At 68.6% G+C, this 24,028-nt stretch carries 22 protein-coding genes; 18 read left to right on the forward strand and 4 right to left on the reverse strand.

The window, feature by feature from the left end:
- The first annotated feature begins 26 nt into the window (after positions 1 to 26).
- A complete protein-coding gene (locus AC07OY_RS06600; RefSeq protein ID WP_495041713.1) occupies positions 27 to 644 on the forward strand; it encodes an FMN-binding negative transcriptional regulator in 618 nt (205 codons plus the stop codon).
- On the opposite strand, the gene AC07OY_RS06605 is transcribed toward AC07OY_RS06600, so the two are convergent.
- Together AC07OY_RS06605 and AC07OY_RS06610 are read right to left on the reverse strand one after the other, a co-directional pair.
- Positions 641 to 1,456: a DUF72 domain-containing protein gene (locus AC07OY_RS06605; protein ID WP_495041714.1), complete on the reverse strand. Its 816-nt coding sequence runs from the start codon at positions 1,454 to 1,456 to the stop codon at positions 641 to 643. The two genes, AC07OY_RS06600 and AC07OY_RS06605, sit on opposite strands and share 4 nt — an antisense overlap.
- A 110-nt stretch (positions 1,457 to 1,566) precedes the next feature.
- On the reverse strand, positions 1,567 to 3,243 hold the full coding sequence (locus AC07OY_RS06610; protein ID WP_495041715.1) for an electron transfer flavoprotein-ubiquinone oxidoreductase: 1,677 nt from the start codon (positions 3,241 to 3,243) through the stop codon (positions 1,567 to 1,569).
- Positions 3,244 to 3,373: 130 nt separating this feature from the next.
- Between AC07OY_RS06610 and AC07OY_RS06615 the strand changes: the two genes are divergently transcribed.
- The 3 genes from AC07OY_RS06615 to AC07OY_RS06625 are packed head-to-tail and all read left to right on the forward strand — an operon-like array spanning position 3,374 to position 5,188.
- Positions 3,374 to 4,156: an SDR family oxidoreductase gene (locus tag AC07OY_RS06615; protein ID WP_495041716.1), complete on the forward strand. Its 783-nt coding sequence runs from the start codon at positions 3,374 to 3,376 to the stop codon at positions 4,154 to 4,156.
- Complete coding sequence (locus AC07OY_RS06620) at positions 4,140 to 4,772, forward strand: YceH family protein (protein ID WP_495041717.1); 633 nt, start codon at positions 4,140 to 4,142, stop codon at positions 4,770 to 4,772. Before AC07OY_RS06615 ends, AC07OY_RS06620 begins: the two co-directional genes overlap by 17 nt.
- Positions 4,769 to 5,188 carry an acyl-CoA thioesterase gene (locus AC07OY_RS06625; RefSeq protein WP_495041718.1) on the forward strand — a complete coding sequence of 140 codons (420 nt, stop codon included), beginning with the start codon at positions 4,769 to 4,771 and terminating at the stop codon, positions 5,186 to 5,188. The genes AC07OY_RS06620 and AC07OY_RS06625 overlap by 4 nt, the downstream gene beginning before the upstream one ends.
- Here AC07OY_RS06625 and AC07OY_RS06630 read toward each other — a convergent pair.
- Positions 5,181 to 7,889: a TonB-dependent receptor gene (locus AC07OY_RS06630; RefSeq protein WP_495041719.1), complete on the reverse strand. Its 2,709-nt coding sequence runs from the start codon at positions 7,887 to 7,889 to the stop codon at positions 5,181 to 5,183. The two genes, AC07OY_RS06625 and AC07OY_RS06630, sit on opposite strands and share 8 nt — an antisense overlap.
- Before the next feature lie 166 nt (positions 7,890 to 8,055).
- On the opposite strand from AC07OY_RS06630, the gene AC07OY_RS06635 reads away from it, so the two are divergent.
- From AC07OY_RS06635 to AC07OY_RS06685, 11 genes are all read left to right on the forward strand, one after another.
- On the forward strand, positions 8,056 to 9,525 hold the full coding sequence (locus AC07OY_RS06635) for a cyanophycinase (RefSeq protein ID WP_495041720.1): 1,470 nt from the start codon (positions 8,056 to 8,058) through the stop codon (positions 9,523 to 9,525).
- Positions 9,526 to 9,661: 136 nt separating this feature from the next.
- Positions 9,662 to 10,903: a cyanophycinase gene (locus tag AC07OY_RS06640; protein WP_495041721.1), complete on the forward strand. Its 1,242-nt coding sequence runs from the start codon at positions 9,662 to 9,664 to the stop codon at positions 10,901 to 10,903.
- Entirely contained in the window at positions 10,894 to 11,286 is a 393-nt protein-coding gene (locus AC07OY_RS06645) for a DUF3224 domain-containing protein (RefSeq protein WP_495041722.1), read from the forward strand. Before AC07OY_RS06640 ends, AC07OY_RS06645 begins: the two co-directional genes overlap by 10 nt.
- Before the next feature lie 14 nt (positions 11,287 to 11,300).
- Positions 11,301 to 11,708: a hypothetical protein gene (locus AC07OY_RS06650; RefSeq protein ID WP_495041723.1), complete on the forward strand. Its 408-nt coding sequence runs from the start codon at positions 11,301 to 11,303 to the stop codon at positions 11,706 to 11,708.
- 35 nt (positions 11,709 to 11,743) lie between these two features.
- Positions 11,744 to 12,247: a YbaK/EbsC family protein gene (locus AC07OY_RS06655; protein WP_495041724.1), complete on the forward strand. Its 504-nt coding sequence runs from the start codon at positions 11,744 to 11,746 to the stop codon at positions 12,245 to 12,247.
- Positions 12,244 to 12,471 carry a DUF1289 domain-containing protein gene (locus AC07OY_RS06660; protein ID WP_495041725.1) on the forward strand — a complete coding sequence of 76 codons (228 nt, stop codon included), beginning with the start codon at positions 12,244 to 12,246 and terminating at the stop codon, positions 12,469 to 12,471. Before AC07OY_RS06655 ends, AC07OY_RS06660 begins: the two co-directional genes overlap by 4 nt.
- Positions 12,468 to 13,127 (forward strand): 2-hydroxychromene-2-carboxylate isomerase, encoded by a 660-nt coding sequence (locus AC07OY_RS06665; protein ID WP_495041726.1) that lies wholly within the window; start codon positions 12,468 to 12,470, stop codon positions 13,125 to 13,127. The genes AC07OY_RS06660 and AC07OY_RS06665 overlap by 4 nt, the downstream gene beginning before the upstream one ends.
- 187 nt (positions 13,128 to 13,314) lie before the next feature.
- Positions 13,315 to 14,994 (forward strand): MFS transporter, encoded by a 1,680-nt coding sequence (locus AC07OY_RS06670; protein ID WP_495041727.1) that lies wholly within the window; start codon positions 13,315 to 13,317, stop codon positions 14,992 to 14,994.
- 119 nt (positions 14,995 to 15,113) lie between these two features.
- The gene (locus AC07OY_RS06675; RefSeq protein WP_495041728.1) at positions 15,114 to 16,169 is read left to right on the forward strand and encodes a LacI family DNA-binding transcriptional regulator; all 1,056 of its coding nucleotides are present in this window, start codon (positions 15,114 to 15,116) and stop codon (positions 16,167 to 16,169) included.
- Between the two features lie 10 nt (positions 16,170 to 16,179).
- Positions 16,180 to 17,490 (forward strand): MFS transporter, encoded by a 1,311-nt coding sequence (locus tag AC07OY_RS06680; RefSeq protein WP_495041729.1) that lies wholly within the window; start codon positions 16,180 to 16,182, stop codon positions 17,488 to 17,490.
- 42 nt (positions 17,491 to 17,532) lie between these two features.
- Entirely contained in the window at positions 17,533 to 17,739 is a 207-nt protein-coding gene (locus AC07OY_RS06685) for a hypothetical protein (protein ID WP_495041730.1), read from the forward strand.
- Here AC07OY_RS06685 and AC07OY_RS06690 read toward each other — a convergent pair.
- Entirely contained in the window at positions 17,732 to 19,354 is a 1,623-nt protein-coding gene (locus tag AC07OY_RS06690) for a sensor histidine kinase (protein WP_495041731.1), read from the reverse strand. The two genes, AC07OY_RS06685 and AC07OY_RS06690, sit on opposite strands and share 8 nt — an antisense overlap.
- 201 nt (positions 19,355 to 19,555) lie before the next feature.
- On the opposite strand from AC07OY_RS06690, the gene AC07OY_RS06695 reads away from it, so the two are divergent.
- The 3 genes from AC07OY_RS06695 to AC07OY_RS06705 all read left to right on the forward strand — a co-directional run bounded on the left by AC07OY_RS06695 (position 19,556) and on the right by AC07OY_RS06705 (position 23,956).
- Positions 19,556 to 20,671 carry an ABC transporter substrate-binding protein gene (locus AC07OY_RS06695; protein ID WP_495041732.1) on the forward strand — a complete coding sequence of 372 codons (1,116 nt, stop codon included), beginning with the start codon at positions 19,556 to 19,558 and terminating at the stop codon, positions 20,669 to 20,671.
- A 68-nt stretch (positions 20,672 to 20,739) separates the two neighbouring features.
- Positions 20,740 to 21,528: an SDR family oxidoreductase gene (locus AC07OY_RS06700; protein WP_495041733.1), complete on the forward strand. Its 789-nt coding sequence runs from the start codon at positions 20,740 to 20,742 to the stop codon at positions 21,526 to 21,528.
- Between the two features lie 67 nt (positions 21,529 to 21,595).
- Complete coding sequence (locus tag AC07OY_RS06705) at positions 21,596 to 23,956, forward strand: penicillin acylase family protein (RefSeq protein WP_495041734.1); 2,361 nt, start codon at positions 21,596 to 21,598, stop codon at positions 23,954 to 23,956.
- Positions 23,957 to 24,028 lie beyond the last annotated feature (72 nt).

The raw sequence follows: 24,028 nt of genomic DNA on the forward strand, positions 1-24,028 counted from the left end.
TAGGAGCCTCTTTTTTTGGAGCCGCCGTGTACCTGCCCGCCCAATTCAAGTCCACCGATCTCGACCATGCCTTGCGCTTGATCGCCGAGCATCCGCTGGCCCTGCTGGTCGGGCCGGATGCGGCGGGGCAGGGCTTTGGCAGCCATCTGCCGCTGGTCGTCGTGCCCGACGACAACGGCCTGGTGCTGGAGGGTCATATGGCCCGCGCCAATCCGCACTGGGGCTGGCTGTCGCAACAGAAGAGCCTGCTGGCCGTCTTCAGCGGGCCGAGCGCCTATGTGAGCCCCAGCCACTACGACGCCGTGCAGAACGTGCCGACCTGGAACTACGCTGCCCTGCATGCCTATGGCGACATCGAGCTCATCGATGGCCAGGCCGACAAGGATGGGCTGCTGAAGCGGTTGATCGGCCGTTTTGAGCCGGCATATGCGGAGCAGTGGCGCGGCCTCAAGGAGGACTACCAGACCAAGCTGCTCGGTGCCATCGTCGGCTTTCGCATCCGCGTGACGCGCTGGGAACTCAAGCTCAAGATGAGCCAGAACCGCGCCGCCACGGAACGCCAGCGCATCCGCGAGGCGCTGGCGGCGTCCGAGCGCGCCGAAGACCGCGCCACGGCCGACTGGATGGCGCGGCTGGAGCGCTAGGCAGCCACATCCTCGCCCAGCGCCCGCCGCAGCGCCATGGCCGCATGCGGCGCGCGTTCCTTGGCGCCGCTGATGAAGTAGACGAAGACATCGCGCGGGCCTGCTGCAGCCGCGGCGGGCTCGATGCGCGGCAGGCCTTCCGGCTCGCCGCCCTCTGACCAGATCTGGGCCGACGCCGCCAGCTGCGGAAAGACCTCGGGCTTGCAGCCCAGCGCTTCGTCCGAGTGGGTGCGCATGATGCGCGTGTAGACGAAGTCGCCGGTCGGCTCGGCGATGGGCGGGTAGTCGTCGGACTCGGTGAACACCGTCGCGGCCTTGAACTTGCGTGCCAGGGCCAGGTACTCGGGCGATTGGAAGCTGGCATGGCGCACGTCCAGCGCATGGCGCAGCTTCAGGCCGTCGATCTCGGCCGGCAGCAGCTCCAGGAAGGCGGTCATGTCGCCGGCGTCGAACTTGTGCGTCGGCGCCAGCTGCCAGACGATGGGGCCGAGCTTGTCGCCCAGCTCGGCAATGCCGGATTCGATGAAGCGCTTGATGGAGTCGGCGCCGTCGGCCAGCACGCGGCGCTGGGTCGCGAAGCGGATGGCCTTCAGCGAGAACATGAAGCCCTCGGGCGTCTCCTTGCGCCACTTGGCGAAGGTGGCCGGCTTCTGCGCGCCGTAATAGGTGCTGTTGATCTCGATGGCCGTCAGGTGCTGGCTGGCGTACTCGAGCTCACGGGCCTGCGGCCAGCCCTTGGGGTAGAAGTTGTCGCGCCAGGGCTCGAAGTTCCAGCCGCCGATGCCGACCCTGATCCTTGCTGCTGCACTCACCTAGCGCCTCCGGGCTGCTGACTGTATGAAAAAACAGTCTATCGGCGCACCGGCGCGGAGGCAACAAAAAAGCCGGCTTGAGGCCGGCTTCGAGTGTGGGAGGACGCGTCTTACATGCCCGCGTAGTTGGGGCCGCCGCCGCCTTCGGGCGTGACCCAGACGATGTTCTGCGTCGGGTCCTTGATGTCGCAGGTCTTGCAGTGCACGCAGTTCTGCGCATTGATCTGCAGGCGCTCGCCGCTGCCGCCTTCATTCGGCACGAATTCGTAGACGCCGGCCGGGCAGTAGCGGCTCTCGGGGCCGGCGAACCTGGCCAGGTTGACCTGCACGGGCACCGAGTTGTTCTTCAGCGTCAGGTGGGCCGGCTGGTTCTCTTCATGGTTGGTGTTGGAGATGAACACCGAGGAGAGGCGGTCGAAGGTCAGCTTGCCATCCGGCTTGGGATAGGCGATGGGCTTGCACTCGGCGGCCGGACGCAGGGACTCGTTGTCGGCCTTGTGGTTGTGCAGGGTCCACGGCGGGCTCTTGACGCCCAGCTTGGGCAGCAGCCACTGCTCGATGCCGGTCATCAACTGGCCGACCGTCTTGCCCTTCTTGAACCAGAGCTTGAAGTTGCGGCTCTGCTGCAGCTCCTCGTTCAGCCAGCTCTTCTCGAAGGCCTCGGGGTAGGCCGTCAGCTCGTCCTGGGCGCGACCGGCGGCCAGCGCGGGCGCCAGGGCCTCGGCGGCCAGCATGCCGCTCTTGATGGCCGCGTGGCTGCCCTTGATGCGGGCGGCGTTCAAATAGCCGGCGTCGCAGCCGATCAGGCAGCCGCCGGGGAAGACGGTCTTGGGCAGGGCCTGGGGCGTGCCGTTGTTGATGGCGCGGGCACCGTAGCCGATGCGCTTGCCGCCCTCGATGTGGGCGCGGATGGCCGGGTGGGCCTTCCAGCGCTGCATCTCCTCGAAGGGGCTCAGATAGGGGTTGTCGTAGTCCAGGCCGATGACGAAGCCCAGCGTGACCTTGTTGCCGTCCAGGTGGTAGAGGAAGCCGCCGCCGAAGGTGTCGCCTTCCATGGGCCAGCCGGCCGTGTGCACGACCTTGCCGGGCTGGGCCTTGTCGGCGGGGATCTCCCACAGCTCCTTGATGCCGATGGCGAAGGTCTGGGTGTCCTTGCCTTCGGTCAGCTTGTACTTGGCCAGCAGCTGCTTGCCCAGATGGCCGCGGGCGCCTTCGGCAAACACCGTGTACTTGGCGCACAGCTCCATGCCAAGCTGGAAGCTGTCGCCGGGCTCGCCGTCCTTGCCGATGCCCATATTGCCGGTGGCCACGCCCTTGACGCGGCCCTGCTCGTCATAGAGCACCTCGGCGGCGGCAAAGCCCGGGAAGATCTCGATGCCGAGGTTCTCGGCCTGCTGGGCCAGCCACTTGACGACGTCGGACAGGCTGATGACGTAGCAGCCGTCGTTGTGGAAGTTGCGCGGCACCAGGGCGTCGGGCGTGCGGGTGCTGCCGGTCTCGGACAGCAGCAGCACGTCGTCGCCGGTCACGGCCTGGTTCAGCGGCGCGCCGAGTTCCTTCCAGTTCGGGAACAGCTCGGTGAGGGCGCGCGGGTCCATGACGGCACCCGACAGGATGTGGGCGCCGGGCTCCGAGCCCTTCTCCAGCACGACGATGTTGGCATCGGGCTTGATCTGCTTGAGCCGGATGGCCGTGGCCAGGCCGCCCGGGCCGCCGCCGACGATGACCACGTCGTATTCCATGGACTCGCGGGGGCCGAACTGGGCCAGGATTTCTTCGGACGTCATACAGGTCTCCGGCGGATATGAATTGCGCGCGATTCTAGAGAGGCTGGAATGCAAATCGAACGATCGTGCTTTTTTAGGTTGTGCGGTCTAGACCGGTAGGATGGACGCAACCCACTCAGAAGGCAGTCTCATGAGTTACTCCATCAATCTGGAAGGCCGCGTGGCGCTGATCACCGGCGCGTCGAGCGGCCTGGGCGCGCAGTTCGCCCGCACGCTGTCCCAGGCCGGCGCCTGCGTCGTGCTGGCTGGCCGCCGCGTCGAGCGGCTGAAGGACCTGCGCGCCGAGATCGAGGGCAATGGCGGCGATGCCCATGTCGTGCAGCTCGACGTGACCGATGTGGCCAGCATCCGCTCCGCCGTGGCCCATGCCGAGACCGAGGTCGGCACGCTGGACATCCTCATCAACAACTCCGGCGTCAGCACGACGCAGCGTCTCACCGACGTCACCGAGAACGACTACGACTATGTGATGGACACCAACACGCGTGGCGCCTTCTTCGTCGCGCAGGAGGTGGGCAAGCGCATGCTGGCCCGTGCACGCGGCTCGGCGCCGGGCACCTTCATCGGCGGGCGCATCGTCAATGTGGCGTCGATGGCCGGCCTGCGCGTGCTGGGCCAGATCGGCGTCTATGCGATGAGCAAAGCCGCCGTCATCCACATGACGCGGGCCATGGCGCTGGAATGGGGCAAGTACGGCATCAACGTGAACGCCATCTGCCCGGGCTATATCGACACCGAGATCAACCACCACCACTGGGGCACCGAGCAGGGCAAGAAGCTCGTCGAGCTGCTGCCGAGGAAGCGCGTCGGCCAGCCCAAGGACCTGGACACCTCGCTGCTGATGTTGTGTGCCACCGAGAGCCACTTCATCAATGGCGCCGTCATTCAAGCGGACGATGGCTTCGGTGTTTAAGCGAGACCTGACCCCGCTGGAGGCCCGCGTCCTCGCCGTCCTCGTTGAAAAGGAAAGCACCGTGCCGGACAGCTACCCGCTGTCGGCCAATGCGCTGACTTCGGGATGCAACCAGAAGACGGCGCGCGACCCGGTCATGGACGTGTCCGAGGCCGAGGTGCTGGCGACCATCGAGGAGCTGAAGAGCCTGAGCCTCGTCAACACCGTCAGCGGCAGCCGCGTGGTGCGCTACGAGCACAACTTCGCCCGCGGCCTGGGCGTGCCCGGCGCGGCCCAGGCGCTGCTGACCCAGCTGATGCTGCGCGGCCCGCAGACGGCGGCCGAGCTGCGCCAGAACACCGAGCGGCTGCATCGCTTCGCCGATGTGTCCTCGGTCGAAGGTTTCCTCGAGGAATTGGCCGAACGCGAGCAGCCGATGGCCATCAAGCTGCCCAAGGCGCCGGGCGCCCGCGAGGCGCGCTGGGCGCATCTGCTGTGCGGGCCGGTGGCCTCGATCGAGCAGGCGGCCGTGGCCGCCATGCCGCGCGACGAGGAGGTGGCCTTGCTGCGCGCGGAAGTCGCCTCGCTGCGTCAGTTGGTCAACCGTATCGCCGCCGAACTGGGCATGCAGCCATGAGATATGCCGTTCCGGCCGAGAAGAAGCTGACCTTCGAGCTGCGCATCCAGATGCGCTGGGGCGACATGGACGCCATGGGCCACATCAACAACACGCTGTACTTCCGCTACCTGGAGATGGCGCGTGTGGACTGGCTGGCCGCCATCGGCGCACCGCCGAATCCTGGCGGGCAGGGGCCGGTCATCGTCAATGCCTTCTGCAATTTCTATCGCCAGCTGAAGGTGCCCGGCGAGGTGCTCGCGAAGCACTACGTCAGCGACCCCGGCCGCACCAGCTTCGAGACCTGGATCACGCTGGAGCGGGCCGACGAGCCCGGCGTCATCTACGCCGAGGGCGGCGCGACGACGCTGTGGTTCGATGCCCAGACCGACAAGGCCATTGCCCTGCCGGACTGGGTGCGCGAGCTCGTTACTTGAAGCTGTACCTGGCGCTGACGTAGGCGTAGCGGCCGCGCGGGTCGGTGTAGCTCGGGTCGTAGCCGGACAGGAAGAACCAGGCCTGCTGCGAGAACGGCGGCGACTTGTCGAACATGTTCTGCACGCCGGCGCGCAGGGTCAGCGACTTCGTGGCCGCCCAGGCCGCCGAGGCATTCCACAGCGAGTAGGCCGAGACCTTGCGGTCGGGCTTGCCGATGATGTGCTGGTCGTCGTAGCCAGACAGGAAGCTGTTGGACAGCGTCGCGGAGAAGGGGCCGCTTTCCCAGTCCACGCTGACCGTGTGGCGCCAGCGCTGCACGACGCCGTCGTTGATGAAGCGGCCCAGATTGCTGACGAAGGGATCGCCGTCGCCGGTCTGCTGCTGGGACTTCAGCGTCAGCGTGCCGTTCAGGCGCAGGCCGAACTCGCCGAAGCCCGTCTTCAGGCCCGTCAGGTTGACGCCGAGGTCCAGGCCGGAGATGCGCTGCTTGCCGCGGTTTTCCTTGATGAGGTCGATCCAGTCGATGTCGCCGTCCTCGTCGCGATTGACGAAGCCGCCGTACTTGCCCAGGTTGCCCAGAATGACGTCCACGCCCAGGGTGCTGATCAGGTTGGACTTCTCGATGTTCCAGTAGTCGACATTGAGGCTGACGCCACGCCGCGGCTCGAAGACGACGCCGGCCGAGAATTGGCGTGACTTCTCGGGCTTGAGCTTGACGTTGCTGTAGTTCAGCGTCGGCCAGGTATCCGAGCAGTCCGTGGGCGTGTTTTCCGGGTCTGCGGCCAGGCAGACGGGGTCGACGAGCGTGGCGGCGGTGCCTTCCGTGACGGGGCGGTACAGGTCGGACATGCTCGGCGCGCGAAAGCCCTTGCCGACCGATGCTCGCAGCAGCAATTCAGGGCTGGGCACGTACTTCAGTCCCAGCTTGGGGCTGAGCGCGCCCCCGCTGACCTGGTAGTGCTCGTAGCGCACCGCGGCCTGCAGTTCCAGCTGCTTGGTGATGGGGGCACTGATTTCGCTGAAAACGGCCGAGACCTTGCGCGACTTGCCGAAGTCCGAGTCCGGCCCTTGAGAGGTCTCGCCGAGGATGAGGTCCTGCTTGAGCGCGTCGGACTGGTGGTAGTCCTGCTTCTCGCGGCGCACTTCGCCGCCAAAGGCCACGGCCAGGTCACCGCCGTCGAGCTTGCCGATGGCCTTGGAAGCCTTGAAGTCCAGGCTGTCCATGGTGCCGATGGCGCGGCGCACCTCGCCGCGGATCTGGGCCTTCTCGTACAGGGCGATGCCCGCCGCGCTGGACGGTCCGAACGCATTCAGCGTGCCGGCCGCGAAGCCGTCCATGATCATCTGTTCGTTGAGATAGCCCTGGGAGTCGCGGTCCGAGACCTTGCTGCGGCTGTGGTTCAGCGCCCATTCATAGTCCCAGCCGGCGAGCAGGCCGTTGGTGCCCAGCACGAAGCGGTCAGCCGAGGCCGCCACCTCGCTGGTGCGCAGGCCGGCCTCCATCAGGCGGGTGCGCACGACCATGATGCGGCGCTCGTCGCCGGCGGGCAGCGCGTTCAGCGAGCTGAAGGCGAGGAAGGGCAGGCGCGCGATGTCGATCTCGGCGTCCACGCGGTTGGGCGTGCCGGTGTAGAAGGTGCGGGCGCGCGCCAGCGAGGCCTCGGCGAAGAGCTGGTGGCCGCCGCCGAGATTGAATACGCCGCGGGTGAACAGGCTGGTCTTCTTCGACTTGGGATAGAGCTCGATGTCCCGCATGTAGTCGAAGGTGCAGCCGTCCACGCCGCCGATGCCGTCGGGCAGGTAGAGGCTGCCATTGGCCGGGGCGCAGCCGGTGGCCGCCGCAGGGTTGACGCGGAAGGAGTCGATGACGGTCTTGCCGTTGGCCTTGTAGCCCTCGGAAATCAGCGTGTCGCGCTGTTCGGAGTCCGGCAGGTTCTGGTCGAGCAGGATGTTGCCGGGGAAGCTGGCGCTGGACAGCAGGTCCGGCAGGCGGCCGGGGATGTCCAGCTCCTTGATGAACTTGCGCTGCGTGGCATTCAGGCTGGTGGTCTTCTGCACGTCCAGCACGGCCATGATGTTGAAGCCCTGGCGGCCGTAGTCGCCGAAGCCGCCGGCCAGCGTGGCCGAGCGCTTGTTGGCGCCGCCCTCCGTCGTGTTGCCGGCCAGCACATTGATCTCGGCGCCGCTGTAGTCCTTGCGCGTGATGAAGTTGATGACGCCGCCGATGGCGTCCGAGCCGTACAGCGAGGAGGCGCCGTCCAGCAGGATCTCGACGCGCTGGATGGCCGCGGCGGGGATGCTGTTCAGGTCCACGCCGGCGGCGTCGCCCGGCGAGGCGAAATTGGCCATGCGCCGGCCGTTCAGCAGCACCAGCGTGGACGACACGCCCAGGCCGCGCAGGTTGGCCGCGTTCAGGCCCATCTGGTCGCGAAAGCCCCCGTAGCCGATGCTGCCGCCGTCGGTCAGGTTGTTGGCGCTGGCACTGAGGCGGGCGATCAGCTCGGCCGCCGTTGTCACGCCGGCCTTGTCGATGTCGTTGCGCGTGATGACCTGCACCGGCAGCGCCGTCTCGCCCTCGATGCGCTTGATGGCCGTGCCTGTGATCTCGACCCGCTCCAGCGAAGTCTGGGCCTGGGCTGCGCAGCTCAGCGCGAGCAGGGCCGCGCTAGCGGCAATGCGGTTGGGGCAGGGCGTTTTCATCGGGGAGCCTCCTTGGTTCGCGCGAGTCTAGGCACGGCGCCGCTAGCTGCCGGTTTCCACACGTCGATTCGTCTCGTGCGCGCCACGCATCCTTCGTTCGAATTAGGGGCGAATGGTCATCCCGCCTCTGTCATCATGCGCGGTCTGACCAAGGAGGGATGTGGGCATGAGGGTATGGATCTGGGCGGCAATGGCGGCGATGGCGATGGCCGTCAGCGTGCAGGCAGCCCCCCCCGCCGCGGCGCCGGCGGCAAGCGCGTCCCAGGGTTTCAGGCTGTTTCGTCCCGCCGCGCCGGCCTCGGCGCCGCGCACCACGGCGCCCGCCAAGCCAGCCGCCGCAACGCCCGCACCCGCGCCAGCGCCCGCAGCGGCGCCGGCCGTCGTCGAGGCCGAGCCCGCCATCCGCGGCTATGCGGTGCCCATTGGCGGCGCGCTGAAGGCCGACAACGAGGAGGTCTGGCAGCGCATCGTGCAGCTGGCCGGCGGCAAGGGCGCGCGCTTCGTCGTCTTCGGCACGGCCAGCGAGGATCCCGAAGCCAGCGCCAAGCAGGTCGTGGACCTGCTGCAGCGCCGTGGCGCCGTCGCCGAAGCCCTGCCGGTGGCGCCCAAGTTCCTGTGGGTGGACCTGAGCAAGGTCGTGCGCGACCCCGCGCTGATCGCCAAGGTCAAGGCGGCCAAGGGCATCTTCTTCACCGGCGGCGTGCAGGAGCGCATCGTCGACGTGCTGCAGCCCGGCGGCCAGAGCACCCCCATGCTGGAGGCCATCTGGGACGTCTACCGCAAGGGCGGCGTCATCGCCGGCACCTCGGCCGGCGCGGCCATCATGAGCACCGTCATGTTCCGCGACGCGCCCAGCGTCGTGAACATCCTCAAGGGCCGCTTCGCCGACGGCAAGCAGGTCGATCGCGGCCTGGGCTTCGTCGGGCCGCATCTCTTCGTCGACCAGCATTTCCTGAAGCGCGGCCGCTTCGGCCGCATGATCCCGCTGATGATGGCCAAGGGCTACAAGATCGGCCTGGGCGTGGACGAGAACACCGCCGCCATCATCCGCGGCGACGAGATCGAGGTCATCGGTGACCGCGGCTGCATGATCGTCGACCTGACCGAGGCCAAGACCGACCCCGCGCTCGGCGCCTTCAATGTGCAGGGCGCGCGGCTGTCCTATCTGGAGCATGGCGACCGCTATCACGTGCGGGCCCGCTCGACGACGCCGTCGGCGCCCAAGCTGCGCGGCGACCTGCACGACGCCGAGTCGCCCAGCTTCAAGCCCTACTACACCGACGACGTCTTCCACCTCGACATGCTGGGCGACTCGACGATCTCCGGCGCGATGAGCCGCCTCATCGACAGCGTGCGCAAGGAGGTCAAGGGCCTGGCCTTCGACGTGCTGCCGCGCGGCAACGACCCGCTGGCCGAGCTCGGTTTCCTGTTCCGCCTCTACAAGGGCTCGGATTCCCTGGGCTGGAGCACCGAGGAGTTCGGCGGCGAGCAGTTCACGGTGACCAATCTCTACCTGGACATCAACCCCGTGCGCCTGCCCATGCCGCTGTACGGGGGCTGGGCCGGCGCGCCCAAGCCGGCTGCCAGCGGGCCGGCGCCAGCGGCGCCGCCGGCTTCCGCGCCCTCGGGCCAGTAGCCGCGGCGCAGCGCTTGGTCACAAGCGTTTCGTTTCCTCAGGCCTGACCCGCTGTTGATTTGCGCCAGAGCCTGCCAAGATGGCAGGCTTGTGATCCAGCCTCTTTTCGGCAACCCGCCGGAACCCAGCGCCCATCTTGCACAGCTCCTCCCCCGCCGGCACCGTCATCGTCATTGGCGGTGCGCTCAAGGCTGACAGCGACGCCGTCTGGCAGCGCATCGTCGACGAGGCCGGCGGCGTCGGCGCGTCCGTCGCCGTCTTCCCCACCGCGGCCTACGAGCCCGAGCGCATTGCGGCCCAGATCGTCGCCGCGCTGAACCGCTGCGGCGCGTGCGCCGAAGTGATTCCCCTCGCGCCTCATCTCGAGAGCGTCGACCTGGCCGCTACGCTGAACGACCCGGCCCTGATCCGCCGTGTCGCGGCCTCCCGGGCCGTGTTCTTCTCGGGCGGCGCCCAGGAATACCTGGTCGACACCCTGCAGCCCGGCGGCCGGCCCACCGCCATGCTGGACGCCATCCGCGCCGTCTTCGCGGCCGGCGGTGTCATCGCCGGCACCAGCGCCGGCGCGGCCGTCATGAGCCGGCTGATGTTCCGCGACGCCATGGACAACCTCGCCGTGCTGCGCGGCCAGTGGCGGGCCGGCCAGGAGTACGACCGCGGCTTCGGCTTCGTCGCGCCCGAGTTGCTGGTCGACCAGCATTTCCTGAAGCGGGGCCGCATCGGCCGCATGCTGCCGGCCCTGCAGGCCCTGGGCTGCCGCCTCGGCCTGGGCGTCGACGAGAACGCGGCCGTCGTCATCAAGGGCGCCGAGCTGGAAGTGATCGGCGGCAGCGGTGCCGTCCTCGTCGACCTGGGCGAGGCGACCCATGACGCTACGCTGCCGGCTTTCAATCTGCGCGGAGCCCGTCTGTCCTATCTGGACCACGGCGACCGCCACGACCTGGCCAGCGGCGTGACGACGCCGGCCGCCCACAAGCTGAGCGAGCCGCGCATCGACCCCGCCGCGCCCGGCTTCGAGCCCGGCCTGCAGTCCGACCGCTATTTCCTCGACATCCTCGGCGACGGCTGCATCCTCGAGGCGCTGACACAGGTCCTGGATGGCCCGGCCCCCGAGGTGCGCGGCCTGGCCTACCGGGCCAACCCGCGTGCCGGCGACGCCATGGCCGACATCGGCTTCGAGTTCCGGCTGCGCCGCGGGCCCGGCCTCGTCGGCTGGTGCAGCGCTGTGCTGGGCAGCGAGGACTACACCGTGCTGGGGGCCCGGCTCGACGTGGTGCCGGTGCGCGTGGCCAACCCGCTGTTCACGCCGCTGGCCAGCGAGGCGCCGCGCGTGGTCGAATCGGAGCCGCGGCTCCAAGGAGAACTGCAATGCCCGTGATCAGCGGTGAATTCAGCGTCGGCATGACGGCCCGGGATGCCGAAGGCCCGAGTCCGGCCATCGGCCGCATGCTGCTCGACAAGCAATACCACGGCGCCCTCGAGGCGCGCGGTGCCGGCCAGATGCTGGCAATACACGGCAGCGTGGCCGGGTCGGCCGCCTATGTGGCCCTGGAGGTCGTGAACGGCAGCCTGCAGGGGCGCGAAGGCAGCTTCGCCCTCGTCCACCACGGCGAGATGGACCGCGGCCAGTCCACGCTGGTCATCGGCGTCGTGCCCGACTCCGGCACCGGGGCGTTGGCCGGCCTGACCGGCGGGATGCGCATCCGCGTCGAGGGCCATCAGCATTTCTACGATTTCGACTACGAGCTGCCCGAGCGTTGAACGAAGGAGACGCCATGAAGAAGATCCTCCTCCCCCTCGTCGCACTGGCACTGGCCGCGGGCGCCGCCCGGGCCACCGACGTCGGCGTGTCCATCCAAGTCGGCCAGCCCGGCTTCTACGGTCGCATCGACATCGGCAATGCGCCGCCGCCCGTGGTGCTGGCGGAACCCGTCTGGGTGCAGCGGCGTCCCGTGCAGGTCGCGCCCGTCTACATGCGCATCCCGCCGGGCCACCAGAAGAACTGGGCCAAGCATTGCGCCCGCTACAACGCCTGCGGCACGCCGGTCTACTTCGTCCGCGAGGACTGGTACCAGGAGCGCTACAGCGGCCACGGCCATGACCACGACCAGGGCAAGGGCCATGGCAAGGGCCACGACAAGCACAAGCACAAGGACAAGGGCAAGGGCAAGGACCGCGACTGAGGCGACAGGGCGGCGGCCGCGACACAATCGCCGCCATGGCTGACACCGATACCCGACCCGAAGGCTTCCAGCGCGTCAGCGCCGCGCTGGCCGATCTGGCCCATCCCCACCGGCCGCTGTGGCTGGACGTGGCCGCCCGCACCGCCCAGGAGGCCGCCGACGCCCTGGGCGTGACCCTGGGCCAGATTGCCAAGTCCGTCGTCTTCCGCCGCAAGGCCGATGACTCGGCCGTGCTCGTCATCACCTCGGGCGACAAGCGCGTCGACGAGGCCAAGCTCAAGCCCCATACCGGCAGCCTGGGCCGCGCCGACGCCGATTTCGTCAAGGCCCGTACCGGCTTCTCCATCGGCGGCGTGTCGCCGGCCGGCTTCGCGCCGGTGGACGGCTTTGCGGCGCCCCAGCTCTTCATCGACCGCGAGCTGTTCCGCTTCGACATCATCTGGGCCGCCGCGGGTCATCCCAACGGCGTGTTCGAGCTGACGCCGGGAGAGCTGGAGAAGCTCACTGGCGCGCCCGTCATCGACGTCGTTCAGGCATGAAACCCGCAGTCGTCTCCCCCTGCGTCAACGTCTGCCAGATGGACGCGGCCACCGGCTGGTGCCGTGGCTGCGCGCGCAGCATCAACGAGATCGCCGGCTGGGGCGGGGCGCCGGAAACCGTGCAGCGCCACATCCTCGACCAGTTGCCCGAACGGCGCGTCGAGATGCACCGGCACGGCCTGTGGCTGGGCCCCTGGCCGCACAGCGAGGAACAGGACCGATGAAGCAGCTGACCTTCTATTTCGACCCCATCTCGCCTTACGCGGCCCTGGGCTTCGAGGCCCTGCCCGAAGCGCTGGCCGGCCACAGCGTCGAGGTCGTCTACCGGCCCATCCTGTTCGCGGCCCTGCTGCAGGCCCTGGGCCAGAAGGGCCCGGCCGAGATCGACGCCAAGCGGCGCTGGACCTTCCGCCAGGTGGCCTGGCTGGCGCACCGCCAGGGCGTGGTGCTGGATGCGCCGGCCCAGCATCCCTTCAACCCTTTGCCCCTGCTGCGCCTGGCCTGGGCTTGCGCGGCGCAGGAAGGGCAGCCGGGGGACACGCCGGGCCGCTGGGTCGTCGAGCAGCTCTTCCATCATGTGTGGCGCGGCGCCGGCGCCGATGCCAGCGACGCCGGCCGCATCGCCGAGCTGACCGGGCGGCTGGCGCCGGTCCAGGATCCCGCCAGCGAGGCCGTCAAGCAGCGCCTGCGCAGCGAGACCGAGGCGGCCCTGGCCCTGGGCGTCTTCGGCGTGCCCACGGTCGAGTTCGAGGGGCGCCTCTTCTGGGGCCAGGACGCGTTGCCCATGCTGCGCGCGGCCCTGGACGGCGACCCTTGGTTCCGCAGCGGTGTCTGGGAGTCGGCGGCTCAGGCCCGCCCCGGGGTCGTCCGGAAACACTGATTCAAAACGTCTCAGGATTTACCCGCGAGGGTCATTTGGTCTCGCATTGAGAAATGCGAACTGCGGGTTCCTGCGGAGATTGTCAGCCTCGATTCAGAATGGCGTCAGAACACGGTCAGAGGCGGTGTGAATAGTCACGGCAAGGGAAGCCTGTGGGGCGGCCCGACAACTGACCGGAGACATAGCAATGGCAACTGCGACTTCCACGGCCGCCGCGCCGATGTCCAAAGAGGAAAAGAAGGTCATCTTCGCTTCCTCGCTGGGCACGGTGTTCGAGTGGTACGACTTCTACCTGTACGGCTCGCTGGCGCCCATCATCGCCAAGCAGTTCTTCTCGGGCCTGGAGCCCGGTGCCGCCTTCATCGCCTCGCTGATGGCCTTTGCCGCCGGCTTCATCGTGCGCCCCTTCGGCGCCCTGGTGTTCGGGCGTCTGGGCGACATGATCGGCCGCAAGTACACCTTCCTGGTCACCATCCTGATCATGGGCCTGTCGACCTTCATCGTCGGCGTGCTGCCCACCTACGCGACCATCGGCGCCGCGGCCCCGGTCATCCTGATCGGCCTGCGGCTGCTGCAGGGCCTGGCCCTTGGCGGTGAGTACGGCGGTGCCGCAACCTATGTGGCCGAGCATGCGCCGCACGGCAAGCGCGGCGCCTACACCTCCTGGATCCAGACCACGGCGACGCTGGGCCTGTTCCTGTCCCTGATGGTCATTCTCGGCACGCGTACCGCGATGGGCGAGAAGGACTTCGGCGAGTGGGGCTGGCGCATTCCCTTCATCGTCTCCATCCTGCTGCTGGGCATCTCGGTGTGGATTCGTCTGTCCATGAACGAATCGCCCGCCTTCCAGAAGATGAAGGCCGAGGGCAAGACCTCCAAGGCCCCGCTGTCCGAGTCCTTCGGCCAGTGGAAGAACCTGAAGATCGTGCTGCTGGCCCTCTTCGGCCTGGTGGCCGGCCAGGGCGTGGTCTGGTATTCGGGCCAGTTCTATGCGCTGTTCTTCCTGACGTCGGTGCTCAAGGTCGAAGCCGCCAGCGCCAACATCTGGATCGCCATCTCGCTGATCCTGGGCACGCCCTTCTTCGTCATCTTCGGCACGCTGTCGGACAGGATCGGCCGCAAGCCCATCATCCTGGCCGGCCTGCTGCTGGCGGCGCTGACCTACTTCCCGCTGTTCAAGGCCCTGACCGCCGCAGCCAACCCTGACCTCGCCAAGGCCCAGGAGACCGCCAAGGTCACGCTGACGACCAACATGGCCAGCTGCTCCTTCCAGGGCAGCCCGCTGGCTCGTGAAGTCGACTTCACCAGCGCCTGCGACATCGCCAAGCGTGCCCTGGCCCAGTCGTCGGCCAGCTCCGAGACCGTCGAGGCCGCCGCCGGCGCCCCGACCATCGTGAAGGTCGGCGAGAAGGAAATCGCCGTGCCGACGGCCACCAAGCTGACCGAGCACAAGTTCGACGAAGCCAGCACCAAGGCCATCGCGGCCTTCAAGAAGGACCTGGGCGACGCGATGAAGGCCGCCGGCTACCCGGCCAAGGCCGACATGGCCAAGGCCAACGTGCCCATGGTCATCGGCATCCTGTTCATCCTGGTGCTCTACGTGACGATGGTCTACGGCCCGATCGCGGCCATGCTGGTCGAGATGTTCCCGACCCGCATCCGCTACACGTCGATGAGCCTGCCGTACCACATCGGCAACGGCTGGTTCGGCGGCATGCTGCCCTCCATCACCTTCGCCATGGTGGCCCAGAACGGCAACATCTATCACGGCCTCTGGTACCCGATCGTGATCGCCGCGATCACCTTCGTCATCGGCCTGCTGTTCGTTCGCGAGACCAAGGACGTGGACATCTACGCCCGCGACTGAGATCGCTGATCCCCGGGATTTCCCCGGGATCCCTGAAAGGCCGGCTTCATGCCGGCCTTTTCTTTTGCCCAGGCTAGCCCTGCTTGTCGGTTGCATCTCGCCCTGCGAGGATGCCGCCAATGCCCAAGTCCAAAGATCCTTCAGAAGGCAGTGCCGGCGAGCAGCGGCGCTTGCAGATGGTCGACATCGCGCGCCTGGCCGGCGTGTCGGTGTCCACGGTGTCGCGCGCCTTGAACGGCAGCGAGCTCGTCAATGCCGAGACCCGCCAGCGTGTCGCCGAGCTGGCGCGTTCCCTGAACTACTCGATCAACTTCGGCGCCCGCAACCTGAGGCTGCAGGAGAACAAGACGGTGGCCGTCGTCGTGCCCTACGACGCCAAGTCCCGCCAGCACATCTCCGATCCCTTCTTCCTGTCCATCGTCGGCTCCATTGCCGACGCGCTGACCGACCGCGGCTACGACATGCTGCTGTCGCGCGTCGACGCCGAGCGCCTGGACCTGGCCTCGCACTGGTTCGATTCCGGCAAGGCCATCGGCGTCATCCTCATCGGGCAGTGGCGCCAGCACGATCAGCTCAACGACATGGCCGCGCGCAAGCTGCCGCTGGTGGTCTGGGGCGGCGAGATGCCGCAGCAGATCTATTGCAGCGTCGGCGGCGACAACGTGCTCGGCGGCGAACTGGCCGCGCGGCATCTGTTGGCGCTGGGGCGGCGGCGCATCGCCTTCGTCGGCGATGCGCAGCTCCCCGAGGTCTGGCTGCGCCGCCAGGGCTATGTGCAGGCGCTGCGCGAGGCCGGGCTGGATGCCGATCCAGCGCTGGAGCTGGCCGCGCCCTTCGAAGCCGGTGTCGCCACGGCGGCAGTGCGAGAGTTCTGCCGCAACGAGGCCGGGTTTGATGCCGTCGTCTGCTGCAGCGACGTGCTGGCCATGCTGATGTTGCAGGCCCTGCGTGCCGCGGGCCGCCGCGTGCCCGAGGACGTCGCCGTCATCGGCTATGACGACATGCCGGTGGCCGCCTACTGCGACCCGCCGCTGACGACCGTCCACCAGCCCGTCGCCGAGGCCGGTGCTGAACTCGTCGAGGCGCTGCTGGGACAGCTGCGCGGCGAGCGCGCCGGGCCGCGCACCATGCCCGTCTACCTGAAGCTGCGCGACAGCGCCCCAGCCGCGTTCTAGCTGACGCCTCGTGGACAAGCCCCATCTCTCGTTCACGCAGATCGTGAACATGAATGTCGGCTTCCTCGGCATCCAGTTCAGCTTCGGCCTGCAGCAGGCCAATATGAGCCCGATCTACCAGATGCTGGGCGCCGAAGGAAAAGATTTGCCTTATCTGTGGCTGGCCGGTCCCGTCACCGGCCTGCTGGTGCAGCCCGTCATCGGCGCCATGAGCGACCGCACCACCCACCAATGGGGGCGGCGCACGCCTTACTTCCTGATCGGCGCGCTGATGTGCTCGCTGGGTCTGTTGGCCATGCCCTTCAGCCCGGCGCTGTGGTTCGCGGCCGGCCTGCTGTGGATCCTGGACGCGGCCAACAACGTGACCATGGAGCCCTACCGCGCCTATGTCAGCGACCGCCTGCGCGAGGAGCAGCATGCCAGCGGCTTCCTGACCCAGGCCTCCTTCACGGGCCTGGCTCAGACCCTGGCCTATCTGACGCCCAGCCTGCTCGTCGCCATCGGCATGAACAAGGACGCCCTGGGTGCCAACGGCATTCCGGTCGTCACGACGCTGGCCTTCGTGGTCGGGGCCCTGCTGTCGTTCGCGACCGTGTTCTGGTCCATCCGCAAGGTGCCCGAGCTGCCACTGCCCGCCGAGGAGATCGCGCGGCTGAAGGCCTTGCCGCATGGCCTTGGCGCGGCTTTGGCCGAAATCTGGGCCGCGCTGCGCGACATGCCCCAGACCATGCGGCGGCTTTGGTGGATGGCGCTGTTCCAGTGGTACGGGATGATGTGCTACTGGATCTATGTCGTGCCCATGCTGGCCGCCACCGTCTTCGGCACGGACGACCCCCGAAGCGCCGGCTTTCGCGACGCCGCGCTGTTGAACGGGCAGGTCGGCGGCTTCTACAACGCGGTCGCCTTCGTCGCGGCCTTCGCGATGGTGCCCTTCACCCGGCGGGTGGGCGCGAAATGGGTGCATGCCTTTGCGCTGGCCTGCGCGGCCGCTGGCATGTGGGCCCTGCCGGACATCCGCGACCAGGCGCTGCTCTTCCTGCCCATGATCGGCATCGGCCTCGCGTGGGGCTCCATCATGGGCAACCCCTATGTGCTGCTGGCCGGCAGCATCCCGCCCGAGCGGGCCGGCGTCTACATGGGCATCTTCAACATGTTCATCGTCATTCCCATGCTGATCCAGGCCGTGACGCTGCCGCTGCTCTACGACACGCTGCTGGCGGGGCGTCCCGAGAACGTCATCCGCCTGGCCGGCGTGCTGCTGGCGCTGGCCGCGGTTTGTGTCCTGGCGGTGAAACCTTCAGTTGGGCGTCAGCCTCGCTGAGCAGAATTCGGGGCAGTTCATTCAAATCCCGGAGACCCGAGCATGTGGAAGTTGATTGTTGGCTTCATCGCCTTTGCCGCGCTGGCGCTGTTCATCCTGACCAAGAGTGGCGGCGATATCGACCTGAGCGGCGAGAAGCACGACGTGGCGGCCGGCGGCCATGAGCCCGCGGCCTCGGCTGCAGCGTCTGCCGCCATCACTGCGGCCGTTGAAGCTGCTTCGGCACCCGCTTCCGCCGCTTCTAACTGACCTCGCCACCGGCGCGCTGCGGCGCCGTCAGCGGCAGTCGCATCAGCATCTGCGTGCCCTGGCCGGGCGAGGAACGCACCTCGATCTGGCCGCCCAGCACATTGGTCACGATGCTGTGCACGATGTGCATGCCCAGGCCCGAACCGCCGGTGCCGAGCTTGGTCGTGAAGAAGGGATCGAAGATGCGCCGCCGCACGGACTCCTCCATGCCGCGGCCGTCGTCGATCACGCTGAGTTCGACCTGCTCGTCGTCCAGCGGCGCGCAATGGACCGTGACGCGGCCCTGCTCCACGCCGTCGAAGCCGTGCAGCAGCGCGTTCATCAGCAGATTGGTCAGCACCTGGCCCAGGGCGCCGGGGTAGCTGTTCATCATCAGCCCGTGCTGCAGGTCCGGGTCGATGACGAAGGGCGTGTGCTTGAAGCTGGGCTCGACCATGACCATCACGTCCTCGACGACCTTGGCCAGGTCGAAGTCGCGCCTCAGGTCGGCCGTCTGGTCGATGGCCACCTGCTTGAAGTCGCGCACCAGGTCGGCCGCCTTTTGCACATTGCGCTGCAGGATGTCCTGGCCGCGCCGCGTGTCGCGGGCCAGTTCCTCCAGCGTGCTGCGGCGCAGCTGGGTCGTGCCTGACAGCATGGACTCGAGCTGCTTGTAGCGGTCGTCCAGGGCCGACACCACGGTCAGGGCATTGCCCAGCGGCGTGTTCAGCTCGTGAGCCACGCCGGCCACCAGCCGGCCCAGCGACGCGAGCTTCTCCGACTCGACCAGCTCGCGCTGCGCCTTCTGCAGGGTCTCCAGCGCCTCCGACAGCTCGGCATTGCTGGCCGTCAGTTCGGCGGTGCGCTGGGCGACGGTTTCTTCCAGGTTCAGGTTGTGCTGGCGCAGGGCCTCGAAGGCCGACAGCAGGGCTTGGCGCATGCGCTCCATGGCCACGCCGACGCGGGCGATCTCGTCGGCGCCGCCCACGCGCAGGGGCTGGTCCAGCCGCCCGGCGGCCAGCGCCTCGGCCAGGCCGGTCAGGTCGGTCATGGGCCGCATCACATAGCGCTGCAGCACCCACAGCATCAGCACCAGGGACAGGGTCAGCGTCAGCACGCTGCGCCAGACCGTGCGCCAGACCTCGGCCTGCTTGGCCTGCAGCAGCGGCGCTGCGCTCATGCTGACGGTCAGCTTGGCGATCTCGCGGCCGTCGCGCTGGATGGGGCGGGTCTGGCTCAGCACCAGGTCGGCATCGGGCTTGTCGCCGGCGCGCTGCTGCGACAGGAAGGGGGCGGACGAGGCCGGCTCGACGACCTGCACCGACACGAAGCGCGGATCGTCCATCTGCGCCTTGACCATGGGGTCGGCCAGGTCGGGCGACACCTGCCAGACCGGCTCGGCCAGGGACAGGGCCATCACCTCGGTGGCGCGGGAAAGGTCGCGCTTGAGGTCCTCCATCGCTGTGGCCCGGGTCTTCTGGCCGTCATAGAGCAGCACGGCCGTCGTCGGCAGCAGCAGGCCCAGCAGCAGGGCCAGCACGACGGCGAAGGTCAGGGAACTGCGCTGCCAGCCATACGCGGGCGCAGGCGTGCGGGGCAGGGCGATGGGCGGTGGCGGCAGGGGGCTTTCCGGCATGGGCGGATGGTGCCGGCGGGCGCACGGAGGGCGCCAGGGCGGCCAGAGTGTAGGCCCGGCAAAAGCGGTGCAAATGCGCATTCGGACCCGGTGATGCCCGGGTTTTTCCTGGGGCAGGGGGGCTGCTGGGGGTAGGGGGGCTGGCCCCACAATCCGCGGCCATAAACGCGCCCCAATGGGCGCATGGCCTGGAGAAAAACAGTGAAGCGTTGGGTTGGCCTGGCGGCATTGTTCGCTGCCTTTATCGGAACGAATGGCGCATTTGCGCAGACCACGCTGCGCATCGGCATGGTGGCGGGCTTCACCGGGCCCGTTGCCGGCATCGTGCAGGAGAGCGCCGAGGGCGCCCGGCTGTATTTCGATTGGGTCAACGCCCAGGGCGGCGTCAAGGGCCAGAACATCGAGTTCATCACCCAGGACGACAAGTACGACGCCGCCACCGCCGTGGCCGCCGCCAAGTCCCTGGCCAGCCAGGGCGTGCTGGCGCTGATGCTGAGCCGCGGCACCGGTCCGACCGAGGCCCTGCTGCCGGTGCTGAAGGAAAACAAGCTGCCGCTGATCGCCCCGGCCACGGGCGCCATCTCCTTGCGCGAGCCGGTCCAGCCTTGGGTCTACCACCTGCGCGCCAGCTACCAGAAGGAGGCCGAGCGCGCGGTCAAGCACCTGGCCGGCATCGGCGTCAAGCGCATCACCATCGTGCAGGTCAACGACCCCTTCGGCAACGATGCCGGCAAGGGCGCCATCAAGGGCCTGGACGACATCAAGCTGCGCGCCATGTCCAATCTGCGCTTTGACCGCAACAAGCCCGACCTCGCGCCGACCATGCAGGCCATTGCCAAGGCGGGCATCGAGGCCGTCGTGCTGATCGGGCCGGCCTATGCCGTCGTCGAGGGCGTCAATGCGCTGCGCGCGGCGGGCTCGACGGCCCATGTCGCCACGCTGTCCAACAACGCCTCCAGCGACTTCGTCAAGCAGCTGGGCGAGAACGCCCGCGGCATTGTCGTGACCCAGCTCTTCCCCTACGAGCGCTCCACGTCCAACCCCATGGTCCGCGAGGCCCTGGGCCTGGCCAAGGCCTCGGGCCGCAGCGAGCTGACGCCCGCCCAGCTGGAAGGCTTCGCGGCCGCCAAGCTGGTCGTCGAGACGCTCAAGCGCGCCAATGCCAAGGACATCAGCCGCGACGCCTTCGCCAAGGCCCTGGAAGGCGCGCGCATCGACCTCGGCGGCCTGCAGGTGCACTACTCCGAGAAGGACCACAACGGCCTCGAGTTCACCGACGTGTCCATCGTCGGCCCTGACGGCAAGTTCTGGCGGTAAATCCCGGCGCGCAGCGCCGGCCCGCGGCCGCGCGATGATGCGGACTTTCGCGGCGTCGGAGGGCTGACATGGATCTGGGTTTGAAGGGCCACTGGGCGCTCGTCTGCGCGGCGAGCAAGGGGTTGGGGCGCGGCTGCGCCGAGGCGCTGGTGGGCGAGGGCGTCAACGTCGTCATCACGGCGCGCGGCGAGGCCGATCTGCTGGCCACGGCCGACGCGCTGCGGGCGCTGAATCCCGACGTCGAGGTGCGCGCCGTGGCCGGCGACATCGCCACGGCCGAGGGCCGCGCCGCGGCGCTCGCAGCCTGCCCGCGCGTCGACATCCTCATCAACAACGCCGGCGGCCCGCCGCCCGGCGACTTCCGCGACTGGGGCCGCGAGCAGTGGATCGCGGCGCTGGATGCCAACATGCTGGCCCCCATCGAGCTGATCAAGGCGACGGTGGACGCGATGGCCGCGCGCGGCTTCGGCCGCATCGTCAACATCACGTCGGGCGCCGTGAAGGCGCCTATCGACACCCTGGGCCTGTCCAACGGCGCACGCTCGGGGCTGACCGGCTTCGTTGCCGGCGTGGCCCGCCAGCCGCGTCTGGCCGGCGCCAATGTGACCATCAACAACCTGCTGCCGGGCGCCTTCGACACCGACCGCCTGAAGAAGGGCTTTGCCAGCGGCGCCGCCAAGGCCGGTGTCAGCGTGGACGAACTTGCGGCAAAGCGCCGCTCGGCCATTCCGGCCCAGCGCTTCGGCAATGCCGCCGAGTTCGGCGCCATCTGCGCCATGCTGTGCAGCGCCCAGGCGGGCTATCTGACCGGCCAGAACATCCTGCTCGATGGGGGCAGCTACTCGGGAACATTCTGATGAACTTGCGGGACAGACCGCAGCGCCGAAGGCGTCGGCGCTGTCCTCAACTGATCAAGGGAAATTCATGAGATGGCTCAAGCGCGTCCTGCTGGCCCTGCTGGCTCTTGTGCTGCTGCTGGCGCTGGCGATCTGGCTGACCCTGCGCGGCAGCCTCGCACAGCTCGATGGTGAGCGCAGCGTCGCGGCATTGACCGCGCCGGCGGAGCTGCAGCGCGACGCGCGCGGCTACCTGACCATCGCGGCCGAGAACCGCCTGGACGTGGCCCGGGCCCTGGGCTTCGCGCATGCCCAGGAGCGCTTCTTCCAGATGGACCTGATGCGCCGCAATGCCGCCGGTGAACTGTCGGCACTGGTGGGCGCGAAGGCCCTGCCGCTGGACAAGTCGCGCCGCATGCATCGTTTCCGCCATCGCGCTGAAGCCGGCATCGCGGCCCTGCCAGCCGATGAGCGCGCGCTGCTGGACGCCTATGTGAGCGGTGTGAACGCCGGGCTGGCCGGTCTGTCGGCCCGGCCGCCCGAATACCTGCTGCTGCGCCAGCAACCCAAAGCATGGGTGGCGGCCGACACGGTGCTCGTCGCCTACGGCATGTACCTCGACCTGCAGGGCTCGCAGGGGCGTGACGACCTCGCCACCGGCCTGCTGCGCGAGGCGGTGCCGGCGGACTGGTATGCCTTCCTGACCCAGCACAGCGCCGACTGGCAGGCCGCCATGGACGACAGCCGCGTGGCCGCCGTGCCGCTGCCGGCAGGTCCGCTGCCCGCTGCCCTGCGCGCTGCCAAGGTTGCCTGCAGCGACTGCAGCCTGCGCGACGCGCGCGACCTCGGCAGCAACAACTTCGCCGTCGCGGCCGCGCATGGCGCCGGCGGCCGGGCCATCCTGGCCGACGACATGCACCTGGGCCTGCGCACGCCGGGCACCTGGTTCAAGACGCGCATGAAATGGAAGGACGCCGCCGGCGGCCATGACGTGGCCGGCGTGACCCTGCCGGGCGCACCGCTGCTGGTCGTCGGCAGCAATGGCCGGGTGGCCTGGGGCTTCACCAACACGACCTCGGACTGGGCCGACGTCGTCGCGCTGAAGCTCAATGCGGCGGGCACCCACTACCTGGCGGGGGGCGCCGAGAAGCCGCTGCAGAAGGCGGTCGAGCGCATCGAGATCGCCGGCGAGCCTCCCGTCGATCACATCGTCATAGAAAGCGAGTGGGGACCCGTCATGCCCCAGAAGGCGCCGGGCGGCCAGGCCTATGTGCTGCGCTGGGTGGCGCACGACCGCGAAGGCATGAATCTGCGCCTGATGCACATGGAGACGGCCGCCAATGTGGACGAGGCGGTGCAACTGGCCGCGGGCGCCGGCATGCCGGCCCAGAACCTGCTGGTGGCCGATGCCGGTGGCCGCATCGCCTGGACCGTCATCGGCGCCATGCCCCGGCGAGTGGGCGGCGATGACATCGATCGCCCCCAGGACTGGAGCGACGGCCGCGCGCGCTGGCAGGGCTATCTCCCCGCGGCCGAGCAGCCGCGCATCGTCGACCCCGCCGATGGCCGGCTGTGGACGGCCAATTCGCGCATGGTCGGCGGCGACGCGCTGAAGACCCTGGGCAACGGCGGCTACGACCTCGGCGCCCGCGGCATGCAGATCCGCGACGGCCTGCGCGCCCAGGACAAACTCGACGAGGCCGGCCTGCACGCCGTCCAGCTCGACCACCGCGCGCTCTTTCACCAGCACTGGCGCAAGCTGCTGCTGGAACAGGTGCTGACGCCCGATTTCGTGGCTGCCAACGGCCTGGCGGACTACCGCGCCGAGGTCGAGAAGAGCGCCGATGCGGCCCGGCCCGACGCGGTCGGCTATCTGCTGGTGCGCTCCTTCCGGCTGCAGGCGCTGAAAAGCCTGTTCGACCCGCTGGCCGGCCTGCTGGAAGCCCAGGGAGCCAAGCTGTCCGACCTGAAGATGGTGCCCGAGACGCCGGGCTGGGCGCTGATCCAGGCCGCACGCCCAGACACCCTGCCGGCCGCCTTCAAGAGCTGGCCCGAGCTGCTGCAGCGCGCCGCGCTGGACAGCCGCCAGGAGCTGGTCGGCAAATACGGCAGCCTGGCCGCCGCCACCTGGGGCGCCGACAACGCCACCAGCATGCGCCACCCGCTCAGCATGGCCGTGCCTGCATTGGCGGGCTGGCTGGACCAGGCCTCCCAGGGCATGGCCGGCGACAGCCACATGCCGCGCGTGCACAACCATGGCCATGGCCAGAGCGAGCGCATGGTGGTCTCGCCCGGCCACGAGGAGAGCGGCATCCTCGTCATCCCCGGTGGCCAGAGCGGCCATCCGATGTCACCCTTCTACCGCGGCGACCATGCCGCCTGGCTGGCCGGGGAGCCGCTGCCTTTCTTGCCCGGTGAGACCCAACACCGTCTGGTGCTGCGCCCCTGATCCAGGCGACCCCGTTCCAGCGGAATGGGGACGTCATGGGCCCCACGCCCTGTGCACAATCCTGGGCTTCCG

This window comes from Roseateles sp. GW821-FHT09H10 (assembly GCF_059415865.1).

Excerpts from the sequence above, each read along its gene's own strand:
- AC07OY_RS06705 (WP_495041734.1), top strand. The coding sequence starts at position 21,596 with ATGAGATGGCTCAAGCGCGTCCTGCTGGCCCTGCTGGCTCTTGTGCTG.
- AC07OY_RS06670 (WP_495041727.1), top strand. The coding sequence starts at position 13,315 with ATGGCAACTGCGACTTCCACGGCCGCCGCGCCGATGTCCAAAGAGGAA.
- AC07OY_RS06625 (WP_495041718.1), top strand. The coding sequence starts at position 4,769 with ATGAGATATGCCGTTCCGGCCGAGAAGAAGCTGACCTTCGAGCTGCGC.
- AC07OY_RS06685 (WP_495041730.1), top strand. The coding sequence starts at position 17,533 with ATGTGGAAGTTGATTGTTGGCTTCATCGCCTTTGCCGCGCTGGCGCTG.
- AC07OY_RS06645 (WP_495041722.1), top strand. The coding sequence starts at position 10,894 with ATGCCCGTGATCAGCGGTGAATTCAGCGTCGGCATGACGGCCCGGGAT.
- AC07OY_RS06620 (WP_495041717.1), top strand. The coding sequence starts at position 4,140 with ATGGCTTCGGTGTTTAAGCGAGACCTGACCCCGCTGGAGGCCCGCGTC.
- AC07OY_RS06635 (WP_495041720.1), top strand. The coding sequence starts at position 8,056 with ATGAGGGTATGGATCTGGGCGGCAATGGCGGCGATGGCGATGGCCGTC.
- AC07OY_RS06675 (WP_495041728.1), top strand. The coding sequence starts at position 15,114 with ATGCCCAAGTCCAAAGATCCTTCAGAAGGCAGTGCCGGCGAGCAGCGG.
- AC07OY_RS06655 (WP_495041724.1), top strand. The coding sequence starts at position 11,744 with ATGGCTGACACCGATACCCGACCCGAAGGCTTCCAGCGCGTCAGCGCC.
- AC07OY_RS06690 (WP_495041731.1), bottom strand. The coding sequence starts at position 19,354 with ATGCCGGAAAGCCCCCTGCCGCCACCGCCCATCGCCCTGCCCCGCACG.
- AC07OY_RS06610 (WP_495041715.1), bottom strand. The coding sequence starts at position 3,243 with ATGACGTCCGAAGAAATCCTGGCCCAGTTCGGCCCCCGCGAGTCCATG.
- AC07OY_RS06630 (WP_495041719.1), bottom strand. The coding sequence starts at position 7,889 with ATGAAAACGCCCTGCCCCAACCGCATTGCCGCTAGCGCGGCCCTGCTC.
- AC07OY_RS06615 (WP_495041716.1), top strand. The coding sequence starts at position 3,374 with ATGAGTTACTCCATCAATCTGGAAGGCCGCGTGGCGCTGATCACCGGC.
- AC07OY_RS06665 (WP_495041726.1), top strand. The coding sequence starts at position 12,468 with ATGAAGCAGCTGACCTTCTATTTCGACCCCATCTCGCCTTACGCGGCC.
- AC07OY_RS06660 (WP_495041725.1), top strand. The coding sequence starts at position 12,244 with ATGAAACCCGCAGTCGTCTCCCCCTGCGTCAACGTCTGCCAGATGGAC.
- AC07OY_RS06650 (WP_495041723.1), top strand. The coding sequence starts at position 11,301 with ATGAAGAAGATCCTCCTCCCCCTCGTCGCACTGGCACTGGCCGCGGGC.
- AC07OY_RS06700 (WP_495041733.1), top strand. The coding sequence starts at position 20,740 with ATGGATCTGGGTTTGAAGGGCCACTGGGCGCTCGTCTGCGCGGCGAGC.